At 71.0% G+C, this 26,899-nt stretch carries 21 protein-coding genes; all 21 read left to right on the top strand.

The annotated features are described in order from the left end of the window. Positions 1–27: 27 nt before the first annotated feature. The 21 genes from IPF36_RS00575 (at position 28) to IPF36_RS00475 (ending at position 26,898) form a co-directional block, all read left to right on the top strand. Complete coding sequence (locus IPF36_RS00575) at positions 28–1,161, top strand: 2-aminoethylphosphonate--pyruvate transaminase (protein WP_135703016.1); 1,134 nt, start codon at positions 28–30, stop codon at positions 1,159–1,161. A 111-nt stretch (positions 1,162–1,272) separates the two neighbouring features. Beyond that, positions 1,273–2,124 carry an EamA family transporter gene (locus IPF36_RS00570; protein WP_195426983.1) on the top strand — a complete coding sequence of 284 codons (852 nt, stop codon included), beginning with the start codon at positions 1,273–1,275 and terminating at the stop codon, positions 2,122–2,124. A 291-nt stretch (positions 2,125–2,415) separates the two neighbouring features. After that, positions 2,416–2,661, top strand: a complete 246-nt coding sequence (locus tag IPF36_RS00565) for a hypothetical protein (protein WP_135703018.1) — start codon at positions 2,416–2,418, stop codon at positions 2,659–2,661. A gap of 3 nt (positions 2,662–2,664) precedes the next feature. Then, positions 2,665–3,303 carry a DUF4255 domain-containing protein gene (locus tag IPF36_RS00560; RefSeq protein ID WP_133095679.1) on the top strand — a complete coding sequence of 213 codons (639 nt, stop codon included), beginning with the start codon at positions 2,665–2,667 and terminating at the stop codon, positions 3,301–3,303. Further along, positions 3,300–4,481 carry a hypothetical protein gene (locus IPF36_RS00555; RefSeq protein ID WP_195426981.1) on the top strand — a complete coding sequence of 394 codons (1,182 nt, stop codon included), beginning with the start codon at positions 3,300–3,302 and terminating at the stop codon, positions 4,479–4,481. Before IPF36_RS00560 ends, IPF36_RS00555 begins: the two co-directional genes overlap by 4 nt. Before the next feature lie 54 nt (positions 4,482–4,535). Beyond that, positions 4,536–8,336 (top strand): phage tail sheath C-terminal domain-containing protein, encoded by a 3,801-nt coding sequence (locus IPF36_RS00550; RefSeq protein WP_195426980.1) that lies wholly within the window; start codon positions 4,536–4,538, stop codon positions 8,334–8,336. 33 nt (positions 8,337–8,369) lie between these two features. After that, entirely contained in the window at positions 8,370–8,828 is a 459-nt protein-coding gene (locus IPF36_RS00545) for a phage tail protein (RefSeq protein ID WP_133095682.1), read from the top strand. A 32-nt stretch (positions 8,829–8,860) separates the two neighbouring features. Next, positions 8,861–10,939, top strand: coding sequence for a phage tail sheath C-terminal domain-containing protein (locus IPF36_RS00540; protein ID WP_195426977.1), 2,079 nt, complete (start codon positions 8,861–8,863; stop codon positions 10,937–10,939). Beyond that, on the top strand, positions 10,936–11,490 hold the full coding sequence (locus tag IPF36_RS00535) for a phage tail protein (RefSeq protein WP_133095684.1): 555 nt from the start codon (positions 10,936–10,938) through the stop codon (positions 11,488–11,490). Before IPF36_RS00540 ends, IPF36_RS00535 begins: the two co-directional genes overlap by 4 nt. Beyond that, positions 11,487–11,717 carry a hypothetical protein gene (locus IPF36_RS00530; protein WP_133095685.1) on the top strand — a complete coding sequence of 77 codons (231 nt, stop codon included), beginning with the start codon at positions 11,487–11,489 and terminating at the stop codon, positions 11,715–11,717. Before IPF36_RS00535 ends, IPF36_RS00530 begins: the two co-directional genes overlap by 4 nt. Next, positions 11,714–12,418: a LysM peptidoglycan-binding domain-containing protein gene (locus tag IPF36_RS00525; protein WP_133095686.1), complete on the top strand. Its 705-nt coding sequence runs from the start codon at positions 11,714–11,716 to the stop codon at positions 12,416–12,418. Before IPF36_RS00530 ends, IPF36_RS00525 begins: the two co-directional genes overlap by 4 nt. 10 nt (positions 12,419–12,428) lie before the next feature. Beyond that, entirely contained in the window at positions 12,429–13,676 is a 1,248-nt protein-coding gene (locus IPF36_RS00520; RefSeq protein WP_135703023.1) for a phage late control D family protein, read from the top strand. Beyond that, a complete protein-coding gene (locus IPF36_RS00515) occupies positions 13,673–14,185 on the top strand; it encodes a phage baseplate assembly protein V (protein ID WP_135703024.1) in 513 nt (170 codons plus the stop codon). The genes IPF36_RS00520 and IPF36_RS00515 overlap by 4 nt, the downstream gene beginning before the upstream one ends. A 53-nt stretch (positions 14,186–14,238) precedes the next feature. After that, the gene (locus tag IPF36_RS00510) at positions 14,239–15,003 is read left to right on the top strand and encodes a hypothetical protein (RefSeq protein WP_135703025.1); all 765 of its coding nucleotides are present in this window, start codon (positions 14,239–14,241) and stop codon (positions 15,001–15,003) included. Position 15,004: 1 nt separating this feature from the next. Then, entirely contained in the window at positions 15,005–15,403 is a 399-nt protein-coding gene (locus IPF36_RS00505) for a GPW/gp25 family protein (RefSeq protein WP_133095690.1), read from the top strand. Between the two features lie 10 nt (positions 15,404–15,413). After that, positions 15,414–17,408 (top strand): putative baseplate assembly protein, encoded by a 1,995-nt coding sequence (locus IPF36_RS00500; RefSeq protein WP_195426975.1) that lies wholly within the window; start codon positions 15,414–15,416, stop codon positions 17,406–17,408. Then, positions 17,405–19,789 carry a hypothetical protein gene (locus tag IPF36_RS00495; protein WP_195426972.1) on the top strand — a complete coding sequence of 795 codons (2,385 nt, stop codon included), beginning with the start codon at positions 17,405–17,407 and terminating at the stop codon, positions 19,787–19,789. The genes IPF36_RS00500 and IPF36_RS00495 overlap by 4 nt, the downstream gene beginning before the upstream one ends. A gap of 74 nt (positions 19,790–19,863) precedes the next feature. Further along, entirely contained in the window at positions 19,864–22,359 is a 2,496-nt protein-coding gene (locus IPF36_RS00490; RefSeq protein WP_195426970.1) for a YncE family protein, read from the top strand. Positions 22,360–22,372: 13 nt separating this feature from the next. Next, the gene (locus IPF36_RS00485) at positions 22,373–24,361 is read left to right on the top strand and encodes a hypothetical protein (protein WP_135703029.1); all 1,989 of its coding nucleotides are present in this window, start codon (positions 22,373–22,375) and stop codon (positions 24,359–24,361) included. Between the two features lie 12 nt (positions 24,362–24,373). Next, positions 24,374–26,638 carry a hypothetical protein gene (locus IPF36_RS00480; protein WP_195426968.1) on the top strand — a complete coding sequence of 755 codons (2,265 nt, stop codon included), beginning with the start codon at positions 24,374–24,376 and terminating at the stop codon, positions 26,636–26,638. An 11-nt stretch (positions 26,639–26,649) separates the two neighbouring features. Next, positions 26,650–26,898, top strand: a complete 249-nt coding sequence (locus IPF36_RS00475) for a hypothetical protein (protein ID WP_195426966.1) — start codon at positions 26,650–26,652, stop codon at positions 26,896–26,898. Position 26,899 lies beyond the last annotated feature (1 nt).

Here is a 26,899-nt window from a genome sequence, read left to right as displayed (position 1 = left end):
AATCTCCTTCACAACGAGGAGTTCCCAATGATCCGCGGCAACGACCCGATCCTTCTGACCCCCGGCCCACTCACCACCTCGCTCGCGACCAAGCAGGCCATGCTGCGCGACTGGGGATCGTGGGATGCCAGCTTCAACAGCATCACGCGCAGCCTGTGCGATGACCTCGTGCGCATCGTCCACGGCGAAGGCACCCATGTGTGCGTGCCGATGCAGGGCAGCGGCACCTTTTCCGTGGAAGCCGCCATTGCCAACGTGGTGCCCCGCGACGGCAAGGTACTGGTGCCGCAGAACGGGGCGTACTGCCAGCGCATCCTGAAGATCTGCAAGGTGCTGGGCCGCGCCGGCGTGGAACTGCCGCTCCCCGAAGACCAGCCGGCCACGGCCGCGCTGATCGAGCAGGCGCTCGCACGCGACCCGTCGATCACGCACGTGGCGCAGGTGCATTGCGAGACCGGCGCCGGCGTGCTGAACCCGCTGCCGGAGATTGCAGCGCTGTGCCAGCGGCTTGGCAAGGGACTGATCGTCGATGCGATGAGTTCGTTCGGCGCGATCGAGATCGACGCGCGCACCATGCCGTTCGATGCGCTGGTGGCTGCCACCGGCAAGTGCATCGAGGGCGTGCCGGGCATGGGGTTCGTGCTGGTGCGCAAGGATGTGCTGGAAGCCAGCCAGGGCAACAGCCATTCGCTGGCGCTCGATCTGTACGACCAGTACGTCTACATGCAGAAGACCACGCAGTGGCGCTTCACGCCGCCCACGCACGTGGTGGCGGCGTTCCGCGCGGCGCTGGACCAGTTCCTGGAAGAAGGCGGGCAGCCAGTGCGCGGGGCGCGCTATCGCAAGAATTGCGATGCGTTGATCCGAGGCATGGGCGAGCTCGGCTTCCGGCCGTTCCTGCCTGCGGCGGTGCAGGCGCCGATCATCGTCACCTTCCATGCGCCGGCGGATGCGCGCTATGACTTCAAGACGTTCTATGGCAAGGTGCGCGAGCGCGGCTACATCCTGTATCCGGGCAAGCTGACGCAGGTGGAGACGTTCCGGGTTGGCTGCATTGGCGCGATCGACGACAACGAAATGCGCAATGTGGTGACGGCGGTTGGCGAGGTGCTGCGAGAAATGGGGATTGACATGCAGGCACCGCTGGCGCAGGCGGCATGATCGGTTTTACCTCCCAACGCTAGCAGCAGGCTCCCCTCTCCCGGCCCCTCTCCCGCGCGCGGGAGAGGGGCCGGGAGAGGGGAGCAAACCCCGGGTCCAGACACACTTCCGATGCCCCTCCCCACCGACTTCCACGGCGTCGCCTTTGCCGCCGTGATGCTGTCCGCGCTGATGCACGCGTCCTGGAACGCCATCGTCAAGATCGGCGGCGACCGCCTGTCGTCGATGGCGCTGATCGACACCTTCTGCCTGCTGGTGGCGATTCCCTTCCTGTTCCTCGTACCCATGCCAGCGCCGCAGGCCTGGCCCTTCCTGCTGGCCACGGTGGCGCTGGAAGTGGTCTACAAGCTGGCGCTGGTGGCCGCCTACAACCGTGGCGACTTCAGCCAGGCCTATCCGCTGATGCGCGGCTCGGCGCCGATGATGGTGGCGGTCCTGTTGTTGCTGACCGGCACCGAGCGGCTCGGCCCCCGCGGCTATGCCGGCATCGCCCTGATTTGCTGCGGCCTGGTCAGCCTGGTGCGCTGGCGCCGGCAGTCGCCGGACCTGCTCGGCTTTGCGCTGCTGGCCGGCGCGTGCCTGGCCGGTGGGACGGTGATCGACGGCACGGCGGTCAAGCGCTACGGCGAAGTCTTCACCTACATCGTCTGGCTGCAGGCGATGTCGCACATCTTCATGCCCGCCTACGCGCTGAACCGGCGCGGCAGCGCACTACTGACGCTGCTGCGCGCGGAATGGAAGCGCGCCTGGATCGGCGGCATCAACCGCGTGGGCTCGTACGCGCTGATGCTGTGGGCGATGACGCTGGCGCCGGTGACCAAGCTGGCGGCGCTGCGTGAATCGAGCGTGATCTTTGCCGCGCTACTGGGTCATTTCCTGCTGCGCGAACCGTTCGATCGCCGGCGGCTGATCGCGACCGGGCTGGTGCTTGCCGGCATCCTGACGCTGCAGCTGGCACGCTAGACGCCACACGCGGGCGGGGTGGGCGCCCCGCGCCGCGCCCGGGCCATTCGCACCCCACCCCGCCTTCGGCGCAACCCGCTGTTTTTCCACGAAAGCCGCCGCGTCCGCCGGGTCCGCGGCGCCCCACCCCCGCTCCCGCCTCCCCCCCTCCTCCCCCGCCGTGCCGCCGGTTGCAAGGCCTGGCCGGCCTGGCCCGCTTGTTGCACATTGGGTTGGCCAACCCGCCCCACCCGCGACAGCCACGATATGGTCGACAGCTCGGTCTCAGGCCTTGACCCCAGTGCAGCCGCCGTGGCGCTGCAGGTGGTCCGGTATGTGCGCCGCAATCCGCGGGCCGCCGATACCTGCAACGGCATTGCCCGCTGGTGGCTGCCGGCCGGCGCGCAGGCCGACCCTGCGGTGGTACTGCGGGCGCTGGAGGCGCTTGTGCGGGACGGGATGCTGCAGGCGAGGCGCTTGCCCTCGGGAGACTTCCTCTACAGCGCCGCCGCCGCTTTCGGCAACGGCAACGACAGCGCGCCGCGCAACGGGAACTGAGCGATGAAGACAGCGATACGCGATGCCTGCCAGAGCCTGCGCCGCCATATCGAGCAGGCGCTGCGCGACGACCCGGACTTGTCGCCGTACTTCGATCCGGCCGACCCGATGCCGGACGCGATCGGCACCATGATCGTCTCGCTGGACACGCCGCAAGAGCTGGAAGAGCGCGATCGCGAAGGCCTGTCGCTGTGGCTCTACCTGGTCCAGCGCGAGGAATTCACGCTCAACCGCCCGCCCCGGCGCAGCGCCGCCGACCGCATCGAACATCGCCCGCTGCCGCTGCGCCTGCATTTCCTGGTCACGCCCCAGGTCGCGGATGAGCGCGAAGACGCCACCGACCTCGAGCACCTGATCCTGGGCAAGATCCTGCAGCTTTTCCACGACGACGCCAGCCTGAGCGGCGCGCGCCTGGCCGGCACGCTGGCCGGCTCCGGGCTGGAGTTCTTCGTGCGGCTGGAGCCGCTGTCGCTGGAGGAGATCACGCGCGTCTGGGACGCGCTCGACAAGCCCTACCAGCTTTGCGTGTCGTTCGAGATGAGCATCGTGCCGATCGCCTCGGGCCACGATCCGGAGCGGGTCACGCCGGTGGACTCGGTGCTGTCCGAACACGGCATCGCCAGCGTGCAGGAGCCGGCATGATGGACTGCCGCCCGGAAACCATCGGCGCCGCCACCTGGCACCTTTGCCCCGACCCGCTGCAGCCGGCGGGCGCAAGATTGCGCGCACTGGTACAGGCGCGGCTGATCGATGAGATCACGCAGCGGCCGGTGCAGGCCAGCCGGGTCGGCACGACCGACCGGCGCCTGGCCTTGCACGTGGCCCAGCGCATCACGCGCGATGGCCTGGCGGGTCTCGCCGGCTGGCCGGCCAGCGTCTTCCCGGCCCTGGCATCGGGCGCTGCCGCGATACCAATGCGGATCGAAGCCCACGGCTACCTGCCACTCGACCTCGACGGCACGCTCGGCCCGTTCCCCGCCTTCCCCGGCGACTTCACGGCGCTGGACCACGGCGATGTCTTCCTGCACCGGACCGGGGTCGCCTGCAAAGGCCGCGTCGTGCGGCGCGACACGGCGGCCAACTTGCCCCTGCCCGGCGCGACGGTGGAGATCGACGGCGTATGGCCGACCTATCCGCCCGCTGGCGTGATGCCTGCCGCGGTGATGGAACCGGCCAACCTGGTAGCGCTGTCGCCTGGGCTTTACCGCAGCCATGCGGTGGCCGCACTGGCGCGCTGCGATCTGGTCGAAGACCTGCCGCAGGCCAAGCGCCTGCTCCAGCCCGCCGCGCCGGGCGCGCGCCAGCTGCGGCTGGACAACCGCGACACACTGGCGCCCGGCATGCCGCTGGTGATCGACGCCGGCGATGCCGAACGCCGGGAAGTGATCGGCATCCATGCGGTCGATACCAGCCTGTCCGCCGACCAGCCGGCCTGGGTTGAACTCGACTACCCGCTCAGGCACCTGCACCGGCGCCAGGCGCAGGCAGTGCCCGCCAGCATCCCCGCCACGCACGACCCGCGCAACCTGTCGCGCGCGGCGCAGGCGGGCGACCCGTGCGCCTTCCTGGCGGCGGCCGCGCCGTGGCCGGCGTTGTCGCTGGTGCAGGTCGACGACGGCGCCAACCCGCCCGAATACCAGCGCATCGAGCACTACGCCACCGCCGCCGACGCCGACGGCTATTTCCGCCTGCCGCGCATCTCGCGGCTGGCCCTGTTCCGGCTGCGCGCCACGCACCCCGCGCCGCCGCAACCGCTGCTGCTGACCATCGAGCCCGACTACGGGCTGGCCGAGCAGGTCCTGCCGGTGGCTTTCGAATGACGCGAATGAACTACGCCCTCCTGTTCCGTCCCGCAACCGCATAGGGGAACCAATATGCCCGAATATCTCGCACCCGGCGTCTACGTCGAGGAAACCCAGGCGAGCAACAAGCCGATCGAGGGGGTCAGCACCAGCACCACCGGGCTGGTCGGCGTGACCGAGCGCGGCCCGCTGAACGTGCCGCAGCTGGTCACCAGCTTCGGCGAGTTCCAGCGGCTGTTCGGCGGCATGCTGCCAGCGGACGAGTTCACCGGGCCGGGCGCACGCGTGCACAGCTACCTGCCGCATGCGGTCGAGGGCTTTTTCCTCAACGGCGGCAAGCGCGCCTGGGTCACGCGCGTGCTGCCGGAGCAGGCCGAGCGCGCGCGGCGCGACCTGTTCCACCTCGACCTGGCCAATGCGGCCATCGGCGGCAGCGTACTGCTGCGCCCGGCACTGCAGGACACCGGCACGGCCATCAACCTGCCGCGGCTGTACGTGCTCGATCCCGGCAACTTCGGCGTCGGCGACTGGGTGCGCGTAGGCGACGGCAGCCGCGCCGACTACCGCCAGGTGCAGGCGCTGGGTGCGGCGCCGGCCCATACCGCGCTGACGCTGCCGCTGTATTTCTCGCACGCGGCCGGCGCGCCGACGCGCGATATCGCCGTCACCGTGAACGCCACGCTCAGCCCCTTCACGCTGCGCGACGACACCCGCGCCGGCGCCACCGAAGTGGTGCTCAGCGGCACCGCCGCACTGATCACCACACTGCTGCCGCTGACGCACCAGCTGCTGCAGGTCGATGGTGCCGAGTACGTGTTTGCCGCCGCGGTGGTCGGGCTAAGTACGACCGAGGCCCGCGTGCTGCTGGAAACCCCGCTGCGGCTGCCGCATGCGCGCGGCGCGCAGGTCGACGGCCTCGACATCCCGGCCGGCGCCAACGTCAACCTGGACGTGGCGGCCAGCGCCGGCGGCCTGCTGCTGTTCGGGCCCGGCTTCAGCACCGCGGGCAACCTGGTGGTGGTCGGCGTGGGCAGCGCGCAGGAAGAAGTGCAGCGCGTCGGCACGCTGGCGCAGCTGCCGCTGGACGTGCCCGCCTACGCGCCTTACCCGGCCGGCACCATCGGCCAGCTGGTCACGCTGGACGACGACGCGCGCACGGTCGTGGACCTGCCGACCAATGTGGTGGTGCCGCTCGATACCGTGGCCGGCATGAGCGCCGGCATGACCTTCACCTTCGGCGCCAACAACCAGGTGGTGGCGGCGGTCAACCAGGCCCTCGGCCTGGTGCGCCTGGCCGCGCCGCTGCCAGGCCCGGCGCTGGCCGCCGGCGATGCCGTGCAGGTGGGCGCGATAGCGGCCAGCGTGGTGGCCTATCCGACCGAACGCGTGGTGCCGCTCGACAGCGTCAACGGCGTCGAGACCGGCATGACCTTCGACAATGCCGGCGATACCGCGCTGGTTGCGACCGTGCTGCCCGACCTGCGCGCGGTGGTGCTGGCGACCGCGCTGGCGGCAGCGCCTGCCGCCGGCACCGCGGTCACGGTCGGCGGCAATGCCAATACGGCGCAGTCCCTGCTGCGCCCCGACGTGATCCCGCTGGACGATGTCGACGGCCTGGCGCCCGGCATGTCGATCACCATCGGCGCCGATACCGGCACCATCAGCGCCGTCAACACCACGGTGGGCGCGGTCGCGCTTCAGGCCCCGCTGCCCGCGGCGCCCGCCGCAGGCGCCACCGCCAGCTTCGCGCTGCGCCACACCACCCAGGCCGCCGGCGCCGGCGCCACGACGCTGGCGCTGGACAACCGCCTCGGCCTCGATGCCGGCGACGTGCTGCGCATCGGTGCATCTCCGGACGAGGAATACGTGACCATCGCGCGCATGCTGGGCGAGCGCGGCGTCTCGCCCGACGCCGGCGTGGTCCAGCTGGCGCACCCGCTGAGCGGGGGCCATGCCAGCGGCGTCGAGGTCGCGCGCCAGGACGTGGTGGTCGACACCACGCGCCAGCCGGCCACGCTGGTGCTGTCGCCCGCCGACGGCAGCGATCAATTGCTGGTTGGCGACGGCACCACCTATGGTGCGGTGCTGCCGGAAGTGGTCCGCTTCACCACCGCGGACGGCATTGCCTACTTCCACCGCCTCGACGGCGCCGCGGCCAATGCCAGCCCGCTGGAGATCGAACTGGACGACCGCCTCGACTTCAGCCACGCCGCGGGCGCGGTGGTGGCCGAGCGCAACCGGCTGTTCGCGGTGCAGGCGCTGGACGCCGGCGGCTGGGGCGACCGGCTGATGGTCGCCGCGGCGGACGAGGCCAGCAGCCTCGCGGCCAACGCCAATGTGCTGGCCGCCAACCCGCCGCCGGGGCCGGGCATGTTCTCGTCGCTGCAACTGGCCACGCTGACCGGCATCGAGCCCGGCACCATCCTGGAGCTGCTCGCACCCGACGGCGCGCCGGTGGCCGGCGCCCCGCTGCTGAAGGCGCGCGCGGTAGACCGCGCCAGCCGGCTGGTGCTGCTGGACCCGCCCGGGCTGCAGGCAGCACATATGAACGCCGTCAACAACGCGCTGATGGCCGGCCTCAACGCCCGTGTGCGCTCGCGCGAGTGGAGCCTGACGGTGCTACTGCGCCAGCGCCCCGACCCCGCCGTACCCACGCGCAACGACAACCTGCTGGACCAGGAGAGCTTCCGCCAGCTGTCGATGGACCCGCGCCACAGCCGCTATTTCGAGCGCGTGATCGGCGCCACCTTCACGCCGGGAGCGCCCGCCGACGACGCCGGCAACCCGCTGCGGCGCTGGGACCGGCGCTCCGAAGGGGCGTCGCAGTATATTCGCGTGCTGGACCTGGAGCCGGTGATCGCCAACCGCACCGCGATCCGGCTCGGGCCGGAGGCCTTGCTGGACGTGCTGCCTTCCGGCCTGGTGCGCCCCGCGCGCCTGCCGCTGTCCGGCGGCAGCGATGCCGTGCCGCTGATGGGTGATCCCATGTACGCCGGCACCGACAACAACGAGCCCGACCTGCGCACCGGCCTGCAGGCACTGAAAAACCCGCAGAACATCTCGCTGGTCGCGATTCCCGGCCAGACCACCGCGGCCCTGCAGCAGGCGCTGATCGACCAGTGCGAGGCGATGCGCTACCGCTTCGCCGTGCTCGACGGCCCGCCGCCCGACAACGACACGCTGGCCGACGTGCAGGACCTGCGCAGCCGCTACGACTCGCGCTATGCCGCGGTCTACCACCCGTGGCTGACCATTCCCGACCCGTTCCCGCAGAGCCTGGCCAACCTGCGGCAGGTGCCGATCCCGCCGTCCGGACACATGCTCGGCATCTATGCCCGCGTGGACAACGAGCGCGGGGTGCACAAGGCGCCGGCCAATGAAGTCGTGCGCGGCATCAGCGGGCTGACGCGCTACTTCAGCAAGGGCGAGCAGGACATCCTCAACCCGTATCCGGCCAATATCAACGTGGTGCGCGACTTCCGGCCCAACAACCGCGGCCTGCGCGTGTGGGGCGCGCGCTGCATCACCTCCGAGAGCGAGTTCAAGTACCTGAACGTGCGCCGCCTGCTGATCTTCCTGGAAGACTCGATCGACCGCGGCATGCAGTGGGTGGTGTTCGAGCCCAACGCCGAAGAGCTGTGGGCGCGCGTGCGGCGCAGCATCACCAACTTCCTGACCACGGTGTGGCGCAACGGCGCGCTGGAAGGCACCACGCCCGAGCAAGGCTTCTTCGTCAAGTGCGACCGCACCACCATGACCCGCGACGACATCGACAACGGGCGCCTGATCGTGGTGATCGGGGTGGCGCCGGTCAAGCCGGCCGAGTACGTGATCATCCGCATCGGCCTGTGGACGGCCGACGCGGAGCAATAAGCGAACAATGAGCGAAAGCCGAGGAGCAAGGCCATGGCTGCCACCGACATCCGCATCGATCCCTTCCCGGTCTTCAACTTCCGCGTCGAGCTGGACGGACTGATCGTGGCCTCGTTCAGCGAGGTCAGCGGCCTGACCGCCGACGGCGACGCGATCGACTACCGCGAGGGCAAGGACCCCACCAACAACGTGCGCAAGCTGCAGGGGCTGCGCAAGTACACGCCGCTGATGTTCAAGCGCGGCTACGTGCAGGACGACACGCTGTGGCAGTGGTACCGCCATATCGCCGACGGCGCCAACGAGCGCCGCAACGGCAGCGTGATCCTGATGAACGAGGCCCACCGCGACGTGCTGAGCTGGAACTTCGTCAACGCGTGGATCAACAAGATCGAGGGGCCCAGCCTGACCGCCACCGGCAACCAGGTGGCCGTGGAAAGCATGGAGCTGCACCACGAGGGCCTGACCATCGAGATCATCAGCACCGCGCCCTGAACGGAACCGCAACCCCAGCACCGGAGACCGCCATGCGCCACGGCATGCCCGCCGTCAGCATCGAACGGACCGACGCCGCCAGCGACGGGCCGGTGGTGCTGCGCACCGACATCGCCGCGTTTATCGGGCTGGCCGAGCGCGGCCCGCTCGATACGCCGGTGGCAGTGGAATCGTGGCGGCAGTTCCAGGCGCACTTCGGGCGCCCGTTCGGCAGCGCCTACCTGGCGTGGGCGGTGCGCGGCTTCTTCGACAACGACGGCCTGCGCTGCTGGGTCGTGCGCGTGGCCGCGCGGCAGTTTGGCGACGATGGCAACGAGGCCGCGCCGGGCGGCGGCGCACGCAGCGCCGGCGTGCTGCTGGCGGACACCGCGGGCGTGCCGCGCTGGCGGCTGTCGGCCACCTCTCCCGGCAGCTGGGGCAACGAACTCAGCATAGCGTGGCGCCGCGAGCGGCCGCTGACGCAGCGCGCCTTGTCGGCCGACAGCACCAGTGCACGGCTGGCCGCCGTGGCCGGCTTTGCACCCGGTGAGCTGGTGCGGCTGGCGCAGCCGGCGGCGAGCGCGCATCGCGTGCTGGTGCATGTCGACGCGGCGGCGGGCAAGCTCTACTGGGTCCATCCCGATCCGCGCCAGCGCGGCGCCGACCAGCTCGCCTGGAGCGCGCTGGACCCTGCCCAGCCGCTCATGGTGGAGCGTGTCGCCTACACGCTCGACGTCTGGCGGCGCGACGCCTTTGCCGCGCAATACCCCGACCTGCACCCGTCGCCGCGGCACCCGCGCTACTTCGGCACCGTGCTGGCGCCGGCATATGGCAGCGGGGCCGAACGGCTGCGCCTGCCGCCGGTGAATCCCGGCGCCCTGCCCGTGCCGCCCGGACTGGTCGAGATCGCTGGCCTTGCCCCCGCGCTGCCGCCGTTGCCCCTGGCGGCAGCGTCCGGCGAGCGGCTGCCGCTTGCGTCCGGCGCCGACGGCCTGGCCGCGCTGACCGCCAGCGACTTCCTCGGAGAGCCGTACTCGCCGCGCGACAGCGACTTCGCCCGACTACGCAAGGCGCGCGGCCTGCAGGCGCTGGCGGAGATCGACGAAATCTCGCTGGTGGCCGCGCCCGACATCCTGATCCGGCCGCAGCCGGACCCCGACTACGAGCCGCTGCCGCCTGATGCCGCCAATCCCTGCCTCGCCTGCCCGCCGCCCGCGCCGCCGCGCCGCGTGCACCAGCCGCGCGCCGTCGCCGAGCTGCCGCCGGTCTTTGCCGAGGCCGACATCCTGCGCGTGCAGGCCGCGCTGATCGCCGACTGCGATGCGCGTGGCGACCGCTTTGCCGTGCTGTCCGCGCCGTTCGAGCGCGCCACCAGCCGCGCCCGCGGTATCCGCGCGCTGGCCGAATGGCGCCGCATGCTGGTCGAGCAGCAGCCCGCCCGCGCCGCCGCGCTGTACGCGCCGTGGCTGGCGGTGGCCGAGAACGACGGCGCCGCGCCACCCGTTGCCGGCAGCGTCGCCGGCGTCAGGATCGTGCCTGCCTGCGGCCACGTTGCCGGTGCCATCGCCAGTACCGACCTGGCGCTCGGCGTGATGCGGGCGCCGGCCAATGTGCCGGTGCAGCGCGTGGTCGACGTGCACAGCGCGGTCAACGATGCCCAGCATGGCGAACTCAACGATGCCGGCGTCAACGTGCTGCGCGCCGAATTCGGCCGCGCGCCGATGCTGCTGGGCGCGCGCACCGTCAGCGACGAACCGGAATGGCGCTATGTCAGCACCGTGCGCATGCTGATCGCGCTCAGGCGGGCCTGCGACATCGCGCTGCGCTGGGCCGTGTTCGAGCCCAACGACGCGCCCACGCGCGCCGCCGTGGCCACCACGCTGATCGCCATCCTGACGCTGTTCTGGCAGCGCGGCGCCTTTGCCGGCGCCACCGCGGCGGAATCGTTCTTCGTGCGCTGCCAGGAGGACCCCACCGAAGACACCACCAACGCCGACGCGCGCGAGCACGGCCAGCTGATCGCGCTGGTCGGCATCGCGCCGGTGGCGCCGGCCGAGTTCATCGTGCTGCGCGTGGGCAGGCAGGACAACCTGCCGGTGTTTTCGCTGTTCGAACGCAAGGAGTTCGCATGAGCCTCGCCACCCGCCGCGACCCGCTGCTCGGCTTCAACTTCCTGGTCACGCTGTATGACTCGACCGCTTCCACCGGTTCGGCGGTGACACGGATCGCCCTGTCGCCGCTGATGCCCGCGCCGGTGGCCGGCTTCAGCGAATGCAGCGGACTGGAGATGACGATGGAAACCGACGACTACATGGAGGGCGGTCTCAACGGCACCGTGCTCAAGTTCCCCAAGCGCATCCGCAACACCGAGATCGTGCTGCGCCACGGCGTGACCAGGAGCACCGAGCTGTTCGACTGGTTCTACGCCTTCACGGCGGGCGCCGGCAAGCGCAAGGACGGCCTGATCACGCTGTGCGACGCGCGCCACAAGCCGCACACGGTATGGGGCTTCCGCCGCGGCCTGCCGACCAGGTACAGCGGGCCGCAACTCAATGCCCAGCAGAGCGCGGTGGCGGTCGAAGCCGTCACCATCACCCACGAAGGCCTCTACCAGCTGGGCGGCGCGGCCGCGCTGGCCGGCGCCATCGGCGAGGCCGCCGGAGCCATCGGGAGCCTGTTTTGAGCGACGTCATCATCGAAAGCGTGGTCAGCCGCGTGCGCATCGTCGACGGTGCCGGCGGGTTGTCCGAGCAGACCGTGCGCAGCATCGTCGCGGCGATCCTGCCCGCGGTACAGCAGATGCTGGCGCATCAGCGCCAGGTGTCCAGCGAGACTTCGACCGGCAATGGATACCTCGACTGGATGGAAGGCGAGACCGGCTCCGGCGGACCTGACGGAGCAACGCCATGACGATACCGGCCAAGGGCAAGTTCAAGGTGCGGGTGGGGCCCAAGCCTTCCGACACCATCAGCTACCCGGTGCAGTTCAACCCCACCGAGCTGCAGTTCGACAAGCAGGTGCAGATGGCGGAGATCGGCATTCCCGGGCTGGATGCGCCATTGCAGCAGTTCGTGCGCGGCAATGCCGAGAAGCTGACGCTGGAGCTGTTCTGCGACAGCACCGACAAGGGCATGGGCATCGGCGCGCAGTCGGTGACGAAAGAAGCCGACAAGTACTACCAGCTGGTCAAGATGATCCCCGCGCTGCATGCGCCGCCGGTGGTCACCTTCATCTGGAACGACCAGTTTCCCGGCAACGAGGTCGGCAAGGCCTGGGGCGGCAGCCAGCGGCGCACCAGCTTCACCGGCGTGGCCGAGAGCGTGCGCAGCCGCTTCACGTTGTTCAGCCCCGAAGGCATCCCGCTGCGCGCCACGGTCAACCTGGTGTTGCGCGAGTGGCGCCCGATCGAGCAGCAGCTCGGCAGGCAGAACCCGAGCTCGCCCGACCGCAGCCACGCCCACGTGCTGCGCCGTGGCGACACCCTCAGCGCGGTCGCGGGCGACTACTACGAGCGCGCCGGCGAGTGGCGCGCCATTGCCGACGAGAACGGCATCGAGGATCCGCGCCGGCTGGCGGCGGGATTGCGGCTGACGGTGCCGTCGATCCGCTAGGGGCGATGCCATGGGCGCGAGCGAATACCTGACCCTTGCCGGCGAATCCGCCCGCAGCGAAATGGGTGGCCTGCGCGTGCCGCGCTTCGAGCTGACCATCGACGGCGTGCGGCCGGAGAACAGCGTGCTGCGCGACATCGTCGACATCACCTACCGCGACAACATCGACCAGATCGACGGCTTCGAGCTGACCGTCGGCAACTGGGATCCGGCGCGGCGCCGCTACAAGTACATCGGCTCGGAAGACAGCAAGAGCGCGGCCGATGCCACGCTGCATGAGCTGGAGACGCTGTTCGAGCCCTGCTCCAAGGTGGTCCGCATCAGGATGGGCTACGCCAGCGAACTGGTGGAGATGCTGACCGGCAACTTTACCACCATGGAGCCGACCTTCTCCACCGGCGGCCCGCACACGCTGGCGGTGCGCGGCCTGAACCGGCTGCACCGGCTGCGGCGCAAGCGCTATGACGGCAACTGGCACGACACCACCGACAGCGCCATCGCCCGCAGCTTCGACGGCCTGACGGACCCCGACTGGCGCAACAGCGGCCAGGACGCGCGCCGCATCCCGATGCCGATCCGCACCGACCCCGACAACGAACCGCCGCTGGTCTTCGTCGGCCAGAAGAATGAATACGACATCGATTTCCTGTGGCGGCGCGCGCGGCTGCGCGGCTACGTGGTAACGATCGAGCAGGACCCTGCCGACGGCAGCGACAGGCTCTACTTTGGCCCGTCCACCAAGGGCGGGCCCAGGCCCTACCGGCTCGACTGGGGTGCCGGCCTGGTGGACCTGAAGGCCACCCTGACCACCGCCAACCAGGTCAAGAAGGTGACTGTGCGCGGCTGGGACCGCGCCGGCCAGCGCGCCATCGAGGAAACCGCCGACCTGGAAGACCCGCGCTTCCTGCGGCGCAACCCGCGCCTGCTGGAGATCGTCAGGCAGTGCGACCCGCGCGAGGAACGCGTGGTCACGCGCCCGGTATCGACCCGCAACGAGGCCCGGCGGCTCGCGCTCGACATCCTCACCGGCCACGCGCAGGAACTGGTGAAGGTGCAGGCCAGCGTGGTCGGCCTGCCGCGGCTGCGCGCCGGCTCGCACGTCAGCATCCAGGGCATCGGCGCGCGGCTCTCGGGCGAGTTCTTCGTCACCGAGACCACGCACACGATCAACACCAGCGGCTATGTCACCCGCTTCACCGCGCGCCGGGAAGACCCGGACACCGGGTTGCAACTCGCCCCCGGAGGAGGCACCCCATGAACCGCAGCGAACGCAGTGCAGGCATCGTCATCGGCAAGGTGATCGCGGTACGCGACCCGGAGCGCCTGGGCCGCATCCAGGTCAACTACCCGTGGCTGTCCGGACCGGAGCAGCGCTGGGTGCCAGTGGCCGCGCCGATGGCCGGCGGCGACCGCGGCGCGTTCTTCATGCCTGAGGTGGACGACGAGGTGATCCTCGCCTTCGACCAGGGCATGTGGGACCACCCCTATGTGATCGGCTTCCTGTGGAACCCGCGGCAGCGGCCGCCGTCCTCCGACGAGCGCCAGCGCATGATCCGCTCGCGCAACGGGCATGCGCTGCGCATGGTCGACTCCACGCCGGTGGCCGGCAACAAGGGCGCGCTGATCATCGAGGACGCGCACGGCAATACCGTGGTGATGACCAACACGCATATCAGCATCAACACGCGCGGCGCGCTGGCGATCAACGCGGTCGGCAGCATCACCATCAACGACCGGCTGGTGCGGCCCGCCGGCGGGCCGATCTGAAGACTGGCCCTGCCGGCTGGCCCTACCGACGCAGACCACACCGCGAGGCAAGCATGGACGTCCCGATCGAGGTACCGCTGCCCGAATCCCTGCAGAAGGCGCTGCAGAAGCCGGTCTGCATCCCGCTGCCCAAGCCCGGCAGCGCGCAGATCCAGCTGCCCACCGGCGGCACGCTCAAGGGAATCGTCGATATCACCAAGGGCATTCCGGACGACTGCTCGCTCAACTTCTCGCTGGTGCTGCAACTGGCGCCGGTGATGGCGAGCATCGAATGCCTGGTCAAGGTGCTCAAGCTGATCAAGCCGCTGATCGACGTGGTCAAGGCGCTGGGCCCGCCCGACCCGCCCACGCTGATCAAGGTGGTGCCGGAGTTCCTGCAGGCGGCCGAGGCGGTGCTGCCCTGCCTGGCGGTGCCAACGCCCGTGGTGATGATCCCGTTCGTGCGCGACGTGCTGCTGCTCATCATCAAGCTGCTCAGGTGCATCATCGGCCAGCTCAAGAGCGTCCTGGCGCTGATGGGCGGTCTGGCGCTGCAGATCTCGTCGGCGCAGGCCGAGGGCAACAGCGAGCTGATGGCCGCGCTGGAATGCGCGCAGGCCAACGCCAATGCCTCGGCCCAGCACATGATGTCGGCAATCGACCCGGTGCTGGTGCTGCTGTCGCTGGCCGAGCCCTTCATGGGCATTGCCGGGGTCGATCCTATCAAGACGCCGACCATCGGCGCGGCCGAGGACATCGAGAGCCTGCAGAACGTGGTCACCACGCTCGACGAGCTGACCAAGGCGCTGCAGCTCGTCGCCGACGCGCTGGGAGGCTGAGATGGCACAGGACTTCCTCGGCACCGGCTTTGCCTTCCCGCTCTCGGTCACGCCGCGCGGCAAGCTGGCGCTGGCGCGCGCCGGGCAGCGCATCGAAGAATCGATCTACCTGATCCTGGGCACGCGGCTGGGCGAGCGCCTGATGATGCCGGCGTTCGGCTGCGCCATCCACGACCTGCTGTTCGCGCCCAACGACCCCACCACGCGCACCGAGGCGGTCGACGCGGTGCGCGAGGCGCTGGCGCTGTGGGAGGCGCGCATCGACGTGCTGGCCGTGACGGCCGACTTCGACCCCGCGCAGCCCAGCCTGCTGCTGATCCGCGTCGACTACCGCATCCGCGCCAACAACGCGCTGGCCAACCTGGTGTACCCGTTCTACATCAACGAATCCTACGTCTAGGGCCAGGATCATGCCGCTCAGGAACGAATACCCGGTGATCGACGACAGGCGCTACGCCGACCTGGTGGCCGAGGCGCGGGCGCGCATCCCGCGCTACACGTCGGAGTGGGACGACGTCAACGACAACGAGCCCGGCATGGCGGTGGTGCAGCTGATGGCCTGGATGAGCGACCTGCTGCTGGCGCGGCTGGGACGCGTGCCCAAGCTGAACTACCTGAAGTTCCTGGAGCTGCTCGGCATCGAGCTGCTGCCGGCGCGGCCGGCGCGCGCCGAGCTGAGCTTCCCGGTGCAGGCGACCTACGCCGAGCCGACGCTGATCGTGCCGCTGCACACGCAGGTCGCTGCCGAGGTGCCGGGCGAAGACCGGCCCGTGGTGTTCGAGACCGAGAAGGCACTGGTCGCGCTCAGCGCCCGGCTCGATGCGGTGCAGGTCGACCTCGGCCTGCAGACCACCGACGTCAGCGCCGCCAACGCGGAGGTCCAGGCCGGCTTCCTCGCCTTCGGGCCGGCGGTACGGACAGGCAATGCGCTGATGCTGGGATTCGACTCCCCGCTGGACTTCCCCAGCGTGCCGATCGACCTGGCGGTGTGGATCGCCCGGCGCGATGCGCGCGCGCCCTTCTATGTCGACAGCCCGCTGGCCACCGCGCCGCCGGCGACGCTCGCGTGGGAATACTGGAACGGCAAGGACTGGTACCCGCTCGACACGCTGCGCGACGACACCGCCGCCTTCACCCGCAGCGGCCATGTGCTGCTCGGCGCCGCGCCCCGCAACGGCCCGCAGCGCGCGGTGCTGGGCAAGGTGGCCGCGCCGCGCTACTGGCTGCGCGCGCGGCTGGCCGGCGGCGCCTACCAGCGCCCGCCGCGGCTGCTGGCGGTGCGCACCAACACGGTCCCGGCGATCGCCGCGCAATCGGTCGATGCCGAGATCGCCGGGCGCAGCACCGGCATGCCCGACCAGGTGTTCCAGCTCGCCCAGCACCCAGTGCTGGCCGGCAGCCTGGCGCTTGAAGTCGACGAAGGCGACGGCTTGCAGCCGTGGCAGGAGGTGGCGGACTTCCTGGCATCCGGGCCGGACGACGCGCACTACGTGCTCAACCGCACCACCGGCGAGATCCGCTTCCACGGCATCGGCGGCCGCATCCCGGTGGCCAACCCGAACCGCCCCGCCAATATCGTCGCGCGGCGCTACCGCGTGGGCGGCGGCGCGCACGGCAATGTCGGTGCCGGGCTGATCGCCACGCTGCGCGGCAGCCTACCGGGCATCGACACCGAGGGCGTCGGCAACCTGTTCCCGGCCTTCGGCGGTGCCGATGAAGAGACGCTGGAGGCCGCGCGCGAACGTGCCGCGGCCACGCTGAAGAGCCACGAGCGCGCCGTCACCCGCGACGACTTCGAGCTGCATGCGCGGCAGGTCGGCGGCGTAGCGCGCGCGCGGGCGCTGCCGCTGTTCCATCCGTCCTTCCCCAATGTGGAAGTGCCCGGCGTGGTCAGCGTGGTGGTCGTGCCCGAGGCCAGCAACCCGCAGCAGCCGCTGGACGACCCCGCGCCGCAGCCCACCGAAGGCCTGCTGCGCGAGGTCTGCGCGCAGCTGGACCAGCGCCGCCTGGCCACCACCGAACTCTATGTGCTGGCACCGGCCTACCGGCTGCTCCGGCTCTCCGCCACGCTCACCGTGGCCGGCGCTGCCGACCTGGCCGCGGTCAAGCAGGCCGCGCTGCTGGCGCTGCGGCGCTACTTCCATCCGCTGGTCGGCGGCGAAGACAGCAAGCCGGATGCCGACGGCAGCGGCTGGCCGTTCGGCGGCGACATCAACTACTCGCGCGTGGTGCAGCGGCTGCTGCTGGCCGGCGTGATCAGCGTGGACGACCTGCTGTTCCGGCTCGACGACACCGACTACCCGGCCTGCACCAATGTCCCGGTCGGCGGCGGCGCGCTGTTGCGGCTGGCCGACGACTCCCTGGCGCTCAGCGTCCGCTACGAGGCCAGCGAGGTGGATGCATGACCCAGCCCTGCACCTTGCCCGCCGCCACGGCACCGGCGGGGCCAGCCTCGCACGCGCCCTACCTGCCACCGGTACCGCGCCCGCCGCACGATCCCCTGACGCTGGTGCTCAACGGACAACTCGGCTGGCAGGCGCTGCCCGGCAAGCCGCCGGCCGTGCCGGCCGCCACCATCGGCCCGCTGGGTCAATGCGGCGCGCTGACGCTGCTGCCGCTGCCGGGTTCCGGCCGCACGCTGCCGGAAGCCAGCGGCAGCTTTGGCGGGCTGGTGCTGCCACGGCATATGGCGCTGGCCACGCTCGGGCCTTGCCAGCAGGCGCTGTTGCTGTTCGATGCCACGGGCCGGCGCCTGCTGCGCTTCGACCCATGCGCCTGCGTGTTCACCGACGCCTTCTGCCTGCGCCCGCAGGATCCTCGGCTGCCCTCGGGCCCGGCCACTCTGGCCGCGAGCTGCGGGCGTCTCTACCTGGCCGATCCTGCCACGCGCCGGGTGGTCGTGCTCAACGCAGCCACCGGCGCGGCACGCGGCGTGTGGCGCGCACCGCTGGCCACGCCACCGTGCGATGCCGGCAGCCGGCTCGACGACTGGCAGCCCGCGGCGCTGGCGGTGGCGCCCAACGGCGATATCTGGGTCGGCGACCGCATGCACGGCCTGCTGCTGCGCTTTGCCGCGTCCGGCTGCGTACTGGAGCGCCATGACGGCTTCGGCGCCGTCGCCGCGCTGGCCGCCACCTGCGACGGCAGCCTGCTGGTCGCCACGGATGGCGCCGAGGCGGTGGTGTTCTACGATCCCCCCACGCGCAGGCGTCTCGATCCGCCGCTGCGCCCGGCCGACCTCGCCGGCGCCTTCGCGCCGCTGCCGCTGACGGTGCATGCCGACGGCTCGGTCGACCTGTCCGCGCTATGCAGCCCGCCATGCGCCGCGCCGTGCGTGTTCGACCCGTCCGGCACGCTGCTGGACGCGCCGCCCGACGATCCACCCGATGCCTGGCCCTCCACCGGCACGTGGCACTCGCAGGCGCTCGACAGCGGCATCTCGGAGTGCATGTGGGACCGCATCGTCCTTGGCGCCACGCTGCCCGCGCATACCCGGCTTGCCATCGACGTGCTCACCGCCGAAACCGCGCTGCAAGCGTCAGACCTGTTCGAGAGCGGCGACTGGCAGCCCGCGCTGGCGCTGCATCCCGAGCCTGAAGGCGCCACCGCCTTCGACGGCATCGACTACATGGTGCGGGCCCGCCCCGGCCGCTTCCTGTGGCTGCGTTTGCGGCTGGACGGCAACGGCGCGGCGACGCCGTCGCTGGCCTGCGTGGCGATCGATTTCCCGCGCATCAGCTGGCGCCGCTACCTGCCGGCGATCTTCGGCGCCGAGCCGGTCAGCGCCGAATTCACGGACCGCTGGCTGGCGCTGTTCGACCGCCAGTTCCGCGACATCGAACGGCAGATCGACACACAGGCGCGCTTGTTCGACCCGAATTCGGCGCCTGCCGGCGGGCGCCAGGATTTCCTCGGCTTCCTGGCCGGCTGGCTCGGCCTGGGCAGCGGCCTGTCGGCGCTGCCGCTGGCCCGGCAGCGCGCGTTCATCAAGCATGCGGCGCGGGCATTTGCCTGGCGCGGCACGCCGCGCGGGCTGACGCACACGCTCTACCTCTTTCTCGGCCTGCAGCGCTGGTGCGGATACAGCGCCGGCGCGGCGCCCTGCGTACCGTGCGCCAGCGACATTCCCGAACGCTTCCGCTGGCGCCCACCGCGGCTGCTGCTGGAGCACTACATCCTGCGGCGCTGGCTGTTCCTGGGATTCGGCCGGCTGTCCGACAACGCGCGCCTGTGGGGCGAGCGCATCGTCAACCGCAGCCGGCTGGGCGCGGGCGCGCCGCCGGCGGCGATGCCAGGCTGCCCGCTGCCGGGCCGTGCCGGCAGCGAAGGCGGCGATGACTGCGAGCCGTGCGTCGGTGCCGTCCATGCCGGCCGGCACGGCGCCGCCAGCCCGGACGAAAGCGCGCGTCTCGGCGTCACCCAGCTCAAGACCGCGCAGGACCCGTGGCGCGATCCCTTCCATGTCTATGCGCACAAGCTGTCGGTGTTTGTGCCCGCGGCGTGCGTGCGCGATCCGGCGCTGCCACGCGCGCTGGCACAACTGCTCAAGGCCGAGGTGCCGGCCCACGTGCAAGCCACGCTGGTGCCGGTGGAGCCGCGCTTCCGCATCGGCGTGCAGGCCATGCTGGGGCTGGATGCCGTGATCGGCTACCGCGCCGCGCCGGCCGCGCTGGATGCGATGCGGCTGGGACGCGGCACCGTGCTGGGCGGCGCCGACCGCGACGGCGGCGCGCGCGCCTTGCGTGTGGGCACGCGGCGCGTGGGGATGGACACCACCATGCAGTAATGGCTGTAGCTGGCCACCAGAGCGGATCAACGACAGCTGCCAAACGACGAGAGGTCTGAATTATGGGCAACGCAATGCATACCCCGACTGGCTGCTGCGACGCACCCTGCCCCGGCTGCGAGGTGCAGACCCCGCTGCGCAACCACTACTTCTTCGGCAAGCTGATGGACGTGCCGGACTTCGACGTGGAACAGGCCTACGTGGTGGAGAAATTCCGCCGCCACCATGCACGGTTGCACGGCACCGGCGTGATCTGCGGACTGGAAGTGGCAGCACACCCGAACCCTGCCTGCCGCGACCGCTACGTGGTGGTCAGGCCCGGCGCGGCGCTCGACTGCTGCGGCAACGAGATCCTGGTGATCGACGAGGAAACGCTGGACATCACCTGCTTCCCGGCGGTCCGTGCGCTGATCGAGCAGCCCGACAACGCGGACCACCTGTTGCTGCTATGCATCCGCTACCGCGAATGCCCCACCGAGGAAGTGCCTGTGCTGTACGACGAATGCGGCTGCGACGACTCCCGCTGCGCGCCGAATCGCATCCTGGAAAGCTACGAGTTTGACGTGCTGGTTGACCCGGAGCTGCCGGCGGTACCGCCCGCGCAGCCGCAGCCGCCCAGGCTGACGTGGCAGGCCAGCGTCACGCTGGCCGGCGCGCGCGCGGTGGCGCTGCATGAGGCGAGCCAGCGCGCCTATCTTGCGGCGGACTTGTCGGGCGGCGGTGGCACGGTGCAGCAGTTGTGGCTGTCGAACCAGGCGTATATCGCCACCCACAATTTCACCACCGCCGTGTCCGGCATCGCCGTGAGCGGCGACGGCACGCTGCTGGTGGCGCTGGTCGCCGGCGCCACCGCGGCGGACCCGGCACGGCTGGCGCTGCTGGATACCACATCCGCCGGCGATTTCGCCGGTGCCGAAGACGCAACGCTCGACCTGCCGGGCACGGCTGGTGCCACGCAGGCCTGGGTAACGGCGATCGGTCCCAACCGCGTGGCCGCGCTCGTGGTCGGCGGCGGCGACAGCCTGCTATTCACGGTCGATCTCGCGCCGGGCACGCTGACGGCCGTGCTCGACGCCACGCTGAGCGGCTTTGCCGCCACCGCCTGGGCGCTTGGCAGCGACGGCAAGACGCTGTACCTGGCGCAGGCCAATGGCGCGATGCAATCGGTCGACCTGGCCGCGGCAGCACTGACGCCGGCCGCGCTTGGCCTGTCCGGCACCAGCGTCAGTGCGCTGGCCACGGTCAAGACCGATGCCCTCGACCTGCTCGCCTGGACCGACCAGGCCGGCCAGCGCATCGCATTGTCCAAGCCGGACGGCACGCTGCTGCACCAGGATCCGCTGCCCGCGCCTCCCGTGGCGCTGGTCGCCGAAGCGGCCGGCCGCTTCGGCTATGTGCTGATGCAGCCCGCCACCGGCAACAGCCGCATCGTCGCGGTAGACCTGCGCCGCATGCAGCAGGGCCAGCCGGCGCTGCTGTCCAACGCACTGGAAATCGGCCCGGGCGGCGACGCGCTGGCGCTCGCCGGCGAGCGGCTGTGGGCAGTGTATGACGACGGCGCCGCGATCGCCGCCATCGAAGCTACCCATTGCGAGGACTTCCTGGATCCGCATCCCTGCCCGGCCTGCCCCGCGCCGGACTGCGTGACGCTGGCCACGATCGCCCGATACCGCCCGTCGCGCAAGCTCGAAGACCCGACCGTGCCGCCCAGCGACCCGCTCGCCGACACGGCGGCCAATATCGCCCGCCTCGACATGCTGACGTGGCGCGCGGACGTGCCCAGCGTGGCCGACCTGGCGCTGGCGGTGCGCTGCATGCTGGAGCACTGCTGCGGCGGCACCAGCGCCAAGGGCGAGCAGGGCGACCCTGGCCTGCCCGGACAACAGGGTGAGAAAGGCGAAAAGGGGGATAAGGGCGACAAGGGCGACAAGGGCGACCCCGGCGATCAGGGCGAGCCAGGCAAGCCCGGCGACGGCCTGGACTGGGCCCTGCCCCACATCTGCGACATCAACTGGAAGCATGCCGAGCGAATCCCCTTCGACGCCATCGCCAGGGGACTGGTGGTGGCGTTCGACACGCCGGTGATGGCCGGGGACCTGCATGCCGACTCGATTCACCTGCAGGTGCAGCACGAGGGCCGCCTGGTCGAACTGCCACTGCAATGCTGGTGCGACCTGCCACTGTCGCGCGAAGACCTGGAACCCGGCCGGCTGGAACGCGACTGCGATGCGCAGACCCAGTTCGACCCCGGCGTCGACGCCAACGGCATGGCCACCGCGGTGCGCATCGGCCAGCAGGTCCTGCCAAAGCTGTTTGGGGCCATGCAGGGCAAGCCGGTCAAGCTGCGGCTGCTGGTCAACGGAGACTTTATCCGCGGGCTGCACCATGACACCAAGCAGCTGCGCGCGCTCGACGCCGACCACATCCCCAAGCTGGTCCCGCCGTCGCCGCCCAATCCGCCGCAGCCCGGCGCAGTGCCGGAGTGGCTGCAGCCTCAGGACGAGCGCGTCAGCGGCGACGGCATCGAGGGCGGCACCTTCGAAAGCTGGTTCACCATAGAGCAACGATAGGGAGCACCAGGCCATGAACACCGTGAACGACCTCTATCGCAAACGGCAGGGGCAGAGCCCCACCGCCTGCCCGCCCGAACCCTGCGTCTGCGGCACTTGCGGCATGCTGGAATGCCTGTGCCGGCCGCGCTTCTTCGCCGGCCAGGTGCTGACCGCCGACGACCTCAACCGGCTCGACGGCTATATCCGCGGCAAGCACCGGCTGCACAACCGGCAGCTGCACGGCTGGGGCGTGGTCAACGGGCTGGAAGTCACCTGCAACCCGTGCGGCGACGGCGTCGCGGTCGGCTGCGGCTATGCGCTCACCCCCTGCGGCGACGACATCGTGGTGTGCGAGGCGGTCAGCGTCGATGTGTGCGAGCTGATCCGCCGCTGCAAGGACGCGGAGCACCGCTGGCAGCAGTGCGAGCCGATGAAGCATCCGCCGCCGCAGCAGTGCGATGCCGGCGAGGAGGAGTGGATCCTGGCGATCCGCTACGCCGAGGCGCCGGCGCGCGGGGTCAAGCCGCTGCGCCCGGCGCCGGACTGCACCGCCAACAGCTGTGCCTGCGGCGGCAATGGCGGCAAGTGCGGCTGTGGCGGTGCCTGCGGCGGCATGAAGTGCGGCTGCAACGGCGCCACGCTGGCCAGGCCGCGCGGCGCGCCGGTGCAGTGCGAGCCCACCGTGATCTGCGAGGGCTTTGCCTTCGAGGTCTACCGCAAGCCGCCCGACAAGGCCCCGGACCCGGTCGGGACCAGCGACAGCACCGTCGGGGGCGCGGCTGGCAACAACCAGGCCTTCAACCCGGACTCCGAACTGATGCAGCGCTTCCGCTGCTGCGTCGAGCTGCTGGTCACGCAGATGCCCAAGCTGCCCGGCGCGCTCAAGGTCCCCGCCACCGCTGCCGAAGCGCTGGCGTGGTACCAGTGGCTCGGCGCGGCGCGCATGCAGCTGCGGCGCTATTTCGGCAGCCACGGCAGCTACAACTGCGACCTGATGGCACAGTTCAATGCCATCTCCTACCCCGCCGCGGGCACGCTCGCCAATGCGGGCGCCATCTACCTGGCGGTGGTGCTGCTGATGATCGTGTGGCTGGACGCCATGCTCGCCTGCTTCTGCTCGGCGCTGCTGCCGCCGTGCCCGGCACCGACGCGCGAGGTGCGCGTGCCGCTGGCGTCGCTGCATGTCGCCGGCGGCTGCGGGGCCCAGTCCTGCCGCGTGCTGCGCGTGTGCAACTGGACCGTGCACCGCAAGTTCGCCACCACCTTCCCGTCGCTGCAGTACTGGCTCGGCATCCTGCCATTCGGGAAGCAGTTGCGGCAGTTGCTGGAGAACCTGTGCTGCTTCGATATCGGCGGCATCCTGCCCGACAACCGCCTGCAGGACAGCGCGGCGGGCGCGCAGCCCGGGCTCTTCGCGATGCGCGCGGAGGTGGTGCCCGATATAGCCCCGAACATGGCGCCTGACAACGCGGCCGGGAATGGCAACGGCAATGGCAACGGCAGCGGCAGCGCCGACATCAAGCTGGCCGATGCGGCCTACCAGCGCGCCAACGACCTGCTGAACCCGGCCGTGGCCGAACCCGAACGCATCGCCGGCGCCACCGGGCTGCTGCGCGCCGCGCTGGCGCGCACCGGCAAGACGCTGGAGTTCAGCACGCTGGCCGAGAGCATGATGGGGCCCGGCAGCCCCGGCAATGGCCGGGACCGGCTGTCCCCCGCGGAGACGGCCAACCTGCCCCAGTTCGTGATCGCCAACCAACTGATGCGTCCGAGCGTCGCGGCCGCGATCGCACCGCTGCTCGACGCCGCGCTGGGCCTGTCGCTGCGCGCCACGGCCTTTGCCGGGGCAGCGTCGGAGACGGCCGCCCCCGATGCCATGGCCATCCTGCGCGCCGACATGGACGCGTTGCGCGACAGCGTCAAGGCGCAGGCCGCCGAGATCGAACGGCTCAAGGCAGCGGCCAGACCTGCGCCCAAGCCCGCGCCTGCCACCAAGCGCGGCGGCCGCAAACCCGGCTAGGAGGAGTGCGCCATGACCACCGAATTTGCCGAGCGTCCGCGCTTCTTCGAGGGCCAGTATCTCGGCGCCGAGGACCTGCAGGCGCTGCTGCGCTACTTCAGCACACAGCTGGCGCGCCACCACCTGGGCAGCCACAGCTGGGGCATCGCCTCCGGCATCGAGCTGGTCTACCAGGATTCGCCGCAGGGCGCGGTCGAGGCTTACCTGACGCCGGGGCTGGCCACCGACGGCTATGGCCGCGCCATCGTGGTGGCCGAGCCCTTCCCGCTCGACGCCGGCCTGTTCGCGGGGCAGCCAGCCGGGCTGGTCAACGTATGGATCCGCTATGACGAGGCCGCCGGCCAGGGCGTGCGCCCCGGCTTCGAGGTATGCGGCGCCACCGATGCCTATGCCCGCGTGGTGGAGTCCTTCCTGGTCGAGGTCGGCGAGCGCAAGACCATCGAAACCCGCCAGGGCGGCGTGGCGCTGGGCGACGACAGCTACGGCGACGCGCGCGAGGCGCCGGGTGCGCTGCTGCCGCTGCAGCCGCTCGCGCCGGATGGTTCGGTGCCGGCGCAGCGCTTTCCCGGCGACGACGATCCCAGCCTGTGGCTGATCCCGGTCGGGCGCGTGCTGTGGCAAGGCGGCACGCTACAGAAACCGACGCCCGCCAGCGCCACCCAGTCGCGCCTGTTCCGCCGGCATTCCGGCTGGATCGGCGAGGCGCTGCACGGCACCGGCGGCCTGCTGCGGCTGCGCGGCCGCTGGATCCCGCGCGCGGGCGCCACGCCGGTCGAGCAACTGTGCGAGGCCGACCAGCCCGCCGCCGCCGACCTGGTGTTCTGCGCCAGCGACCCCGACACGCCGCACTTCCGCGAACCGGTCTGGCTCGACGCCGACACGCGCGCGCGCGGCCACCTGCGCTACTACGGCACGCGCGCCGAGTGGGTCGATGCCGGCGGCACCGACTACCTGGCACAGGGCACCGTCACCGCGCTCCAGCGCGCCGCGCCCAGTGCCGTCGACGGGGTCGACCTGCAGGTGCTGCTGGGCCAGCCGCAAGGCAGCGCCGGCCCGACCCGGCTCACCCTCGGCGCCGCCACCCCGACCGGCACCGATCCCTGCGCGATCGGATTCAGCTATACCGCCGGCGTGGCGATCCAGCACGACGGCCGTGTCGGCATCGGCAGCACCGACAAGGCGCTGGCCTTGCCGCTGACAATACGCGCGCTCGCGGCCAATGGCGGCCTGGTCGGGCTGGAAGGCACCGGCGGCGCGCTGGCGTGGCAGATCAACATGGGCCCGGCAAAGAACGGCCTGAACGTGACCCAGTCGGATCCGACGCTGAGCAACCTGTTTATCGAGGCGGCCAGCGGCAACGTCGGCATCGGCACGCTGACGCCGGGCGCACGGCTCGACATCCAGGGCGTGCCGTCGCCGCAGGGCAATGCGGTGGGCAACGGCAAGTGGCTGCAGATGGGCAGCAGCACCGCCCCCGATGCCGGCCAGGCCTGGTTCCAGTACGGCCCGCAACTGGCGCCGCTGCTGGTGCTGAGCGACTTCGACGATCCGCCCCGGGTGCAGTTCCAGCAGGTCGGCAACGGTAACGAGGCGGCCGCGCAATTCTCCAGCTGGATCGGCCAGGCCCGTGGCAACTCGTCCGACCTGGCATTGTTCGGCGGCAGCGTCGGCATCGGCACGCTGACGCCGTCGCGCACGCTGCACGTGCTCGGCAGCGAGATCCACAGCGGCGGCGGCGGCGCCGGGTTTTCGTTCGAGAACCGCGAGACCGGCGCCTTTATCGGCAACCCCGGCAACGGCGAGCGCTGGGTCTGGTACGCCAGCGGCGGCAATGCGCGGCTGTGGAGCAACGGCGACAAGCTGACCGTGACCCCGGCCGGGCGCATGGGCCTGGGCACCGCTGCGCCCGCCAGCACGCTGGAAGTGCGCGGCGCGATCCGGCTCGGCGACAACGGCGACTACTTCGCGGTAGGCGGCCTGGCCGAGATGCGCATTGTGGCCGGGCAGGCCAGCGCGGGTGGCGGCTCCGCCGGCACAGGGTGGAGCGCGACGCGCACCGGCACAGGCCAGTACACCGTGAGCTTCGCGCCGGCCTTCACCGCGACGCCGGTCATCGTCGCCAGCCTGGTCGACTCGGCCAACGACGACCAGGTTTGCACCGTGCGCAACGTCGGCCCCGGCGGCTTCACGCTGATCGCCCGCGACGTCACGCCGCCGTCGGAAGGCAGCTTCGTCGACAACGCCTTCCACTTCGTCGCCTACGGGCCCCGCACCTGAAAGGAGCCGCCATGGACCACGCCACCGCCAATGCGCCCGCGGCATCCGCCGCGCCCATCGAACGCAGCCTGCTGCAGGCGCGCCTGGCCACGCTGCGCGGCGAATACAGCGCGGGCCAGCGCCTGCTGGCCGAGGCCGAGGCGCGCGCCGCCACGTTGCGCGAGCAGCTGCTGCGCATCGGCGGCGCCGCGCAGATGCTGGAAGAACTGCTGGCCGTCGATGCGCAGCCGCCTGCAGCGGCCGTCACTGCGCAGGCTTAGC

Source organism: Cupriavidus sp. IK-TO18 (assembly GCF_015549295.1).
GTDB lineage: Bacteria > Pseudomonadota > Gammaproteobacteria > Burkholderiales > Burkholderiaceae > Cupriavidus > Cupriavidus oxalaticus_A.
Note: the sequence above shows the minus strand (reverse complement) of the source record. Positions and strands in the feature narration are given on the sequence as shown.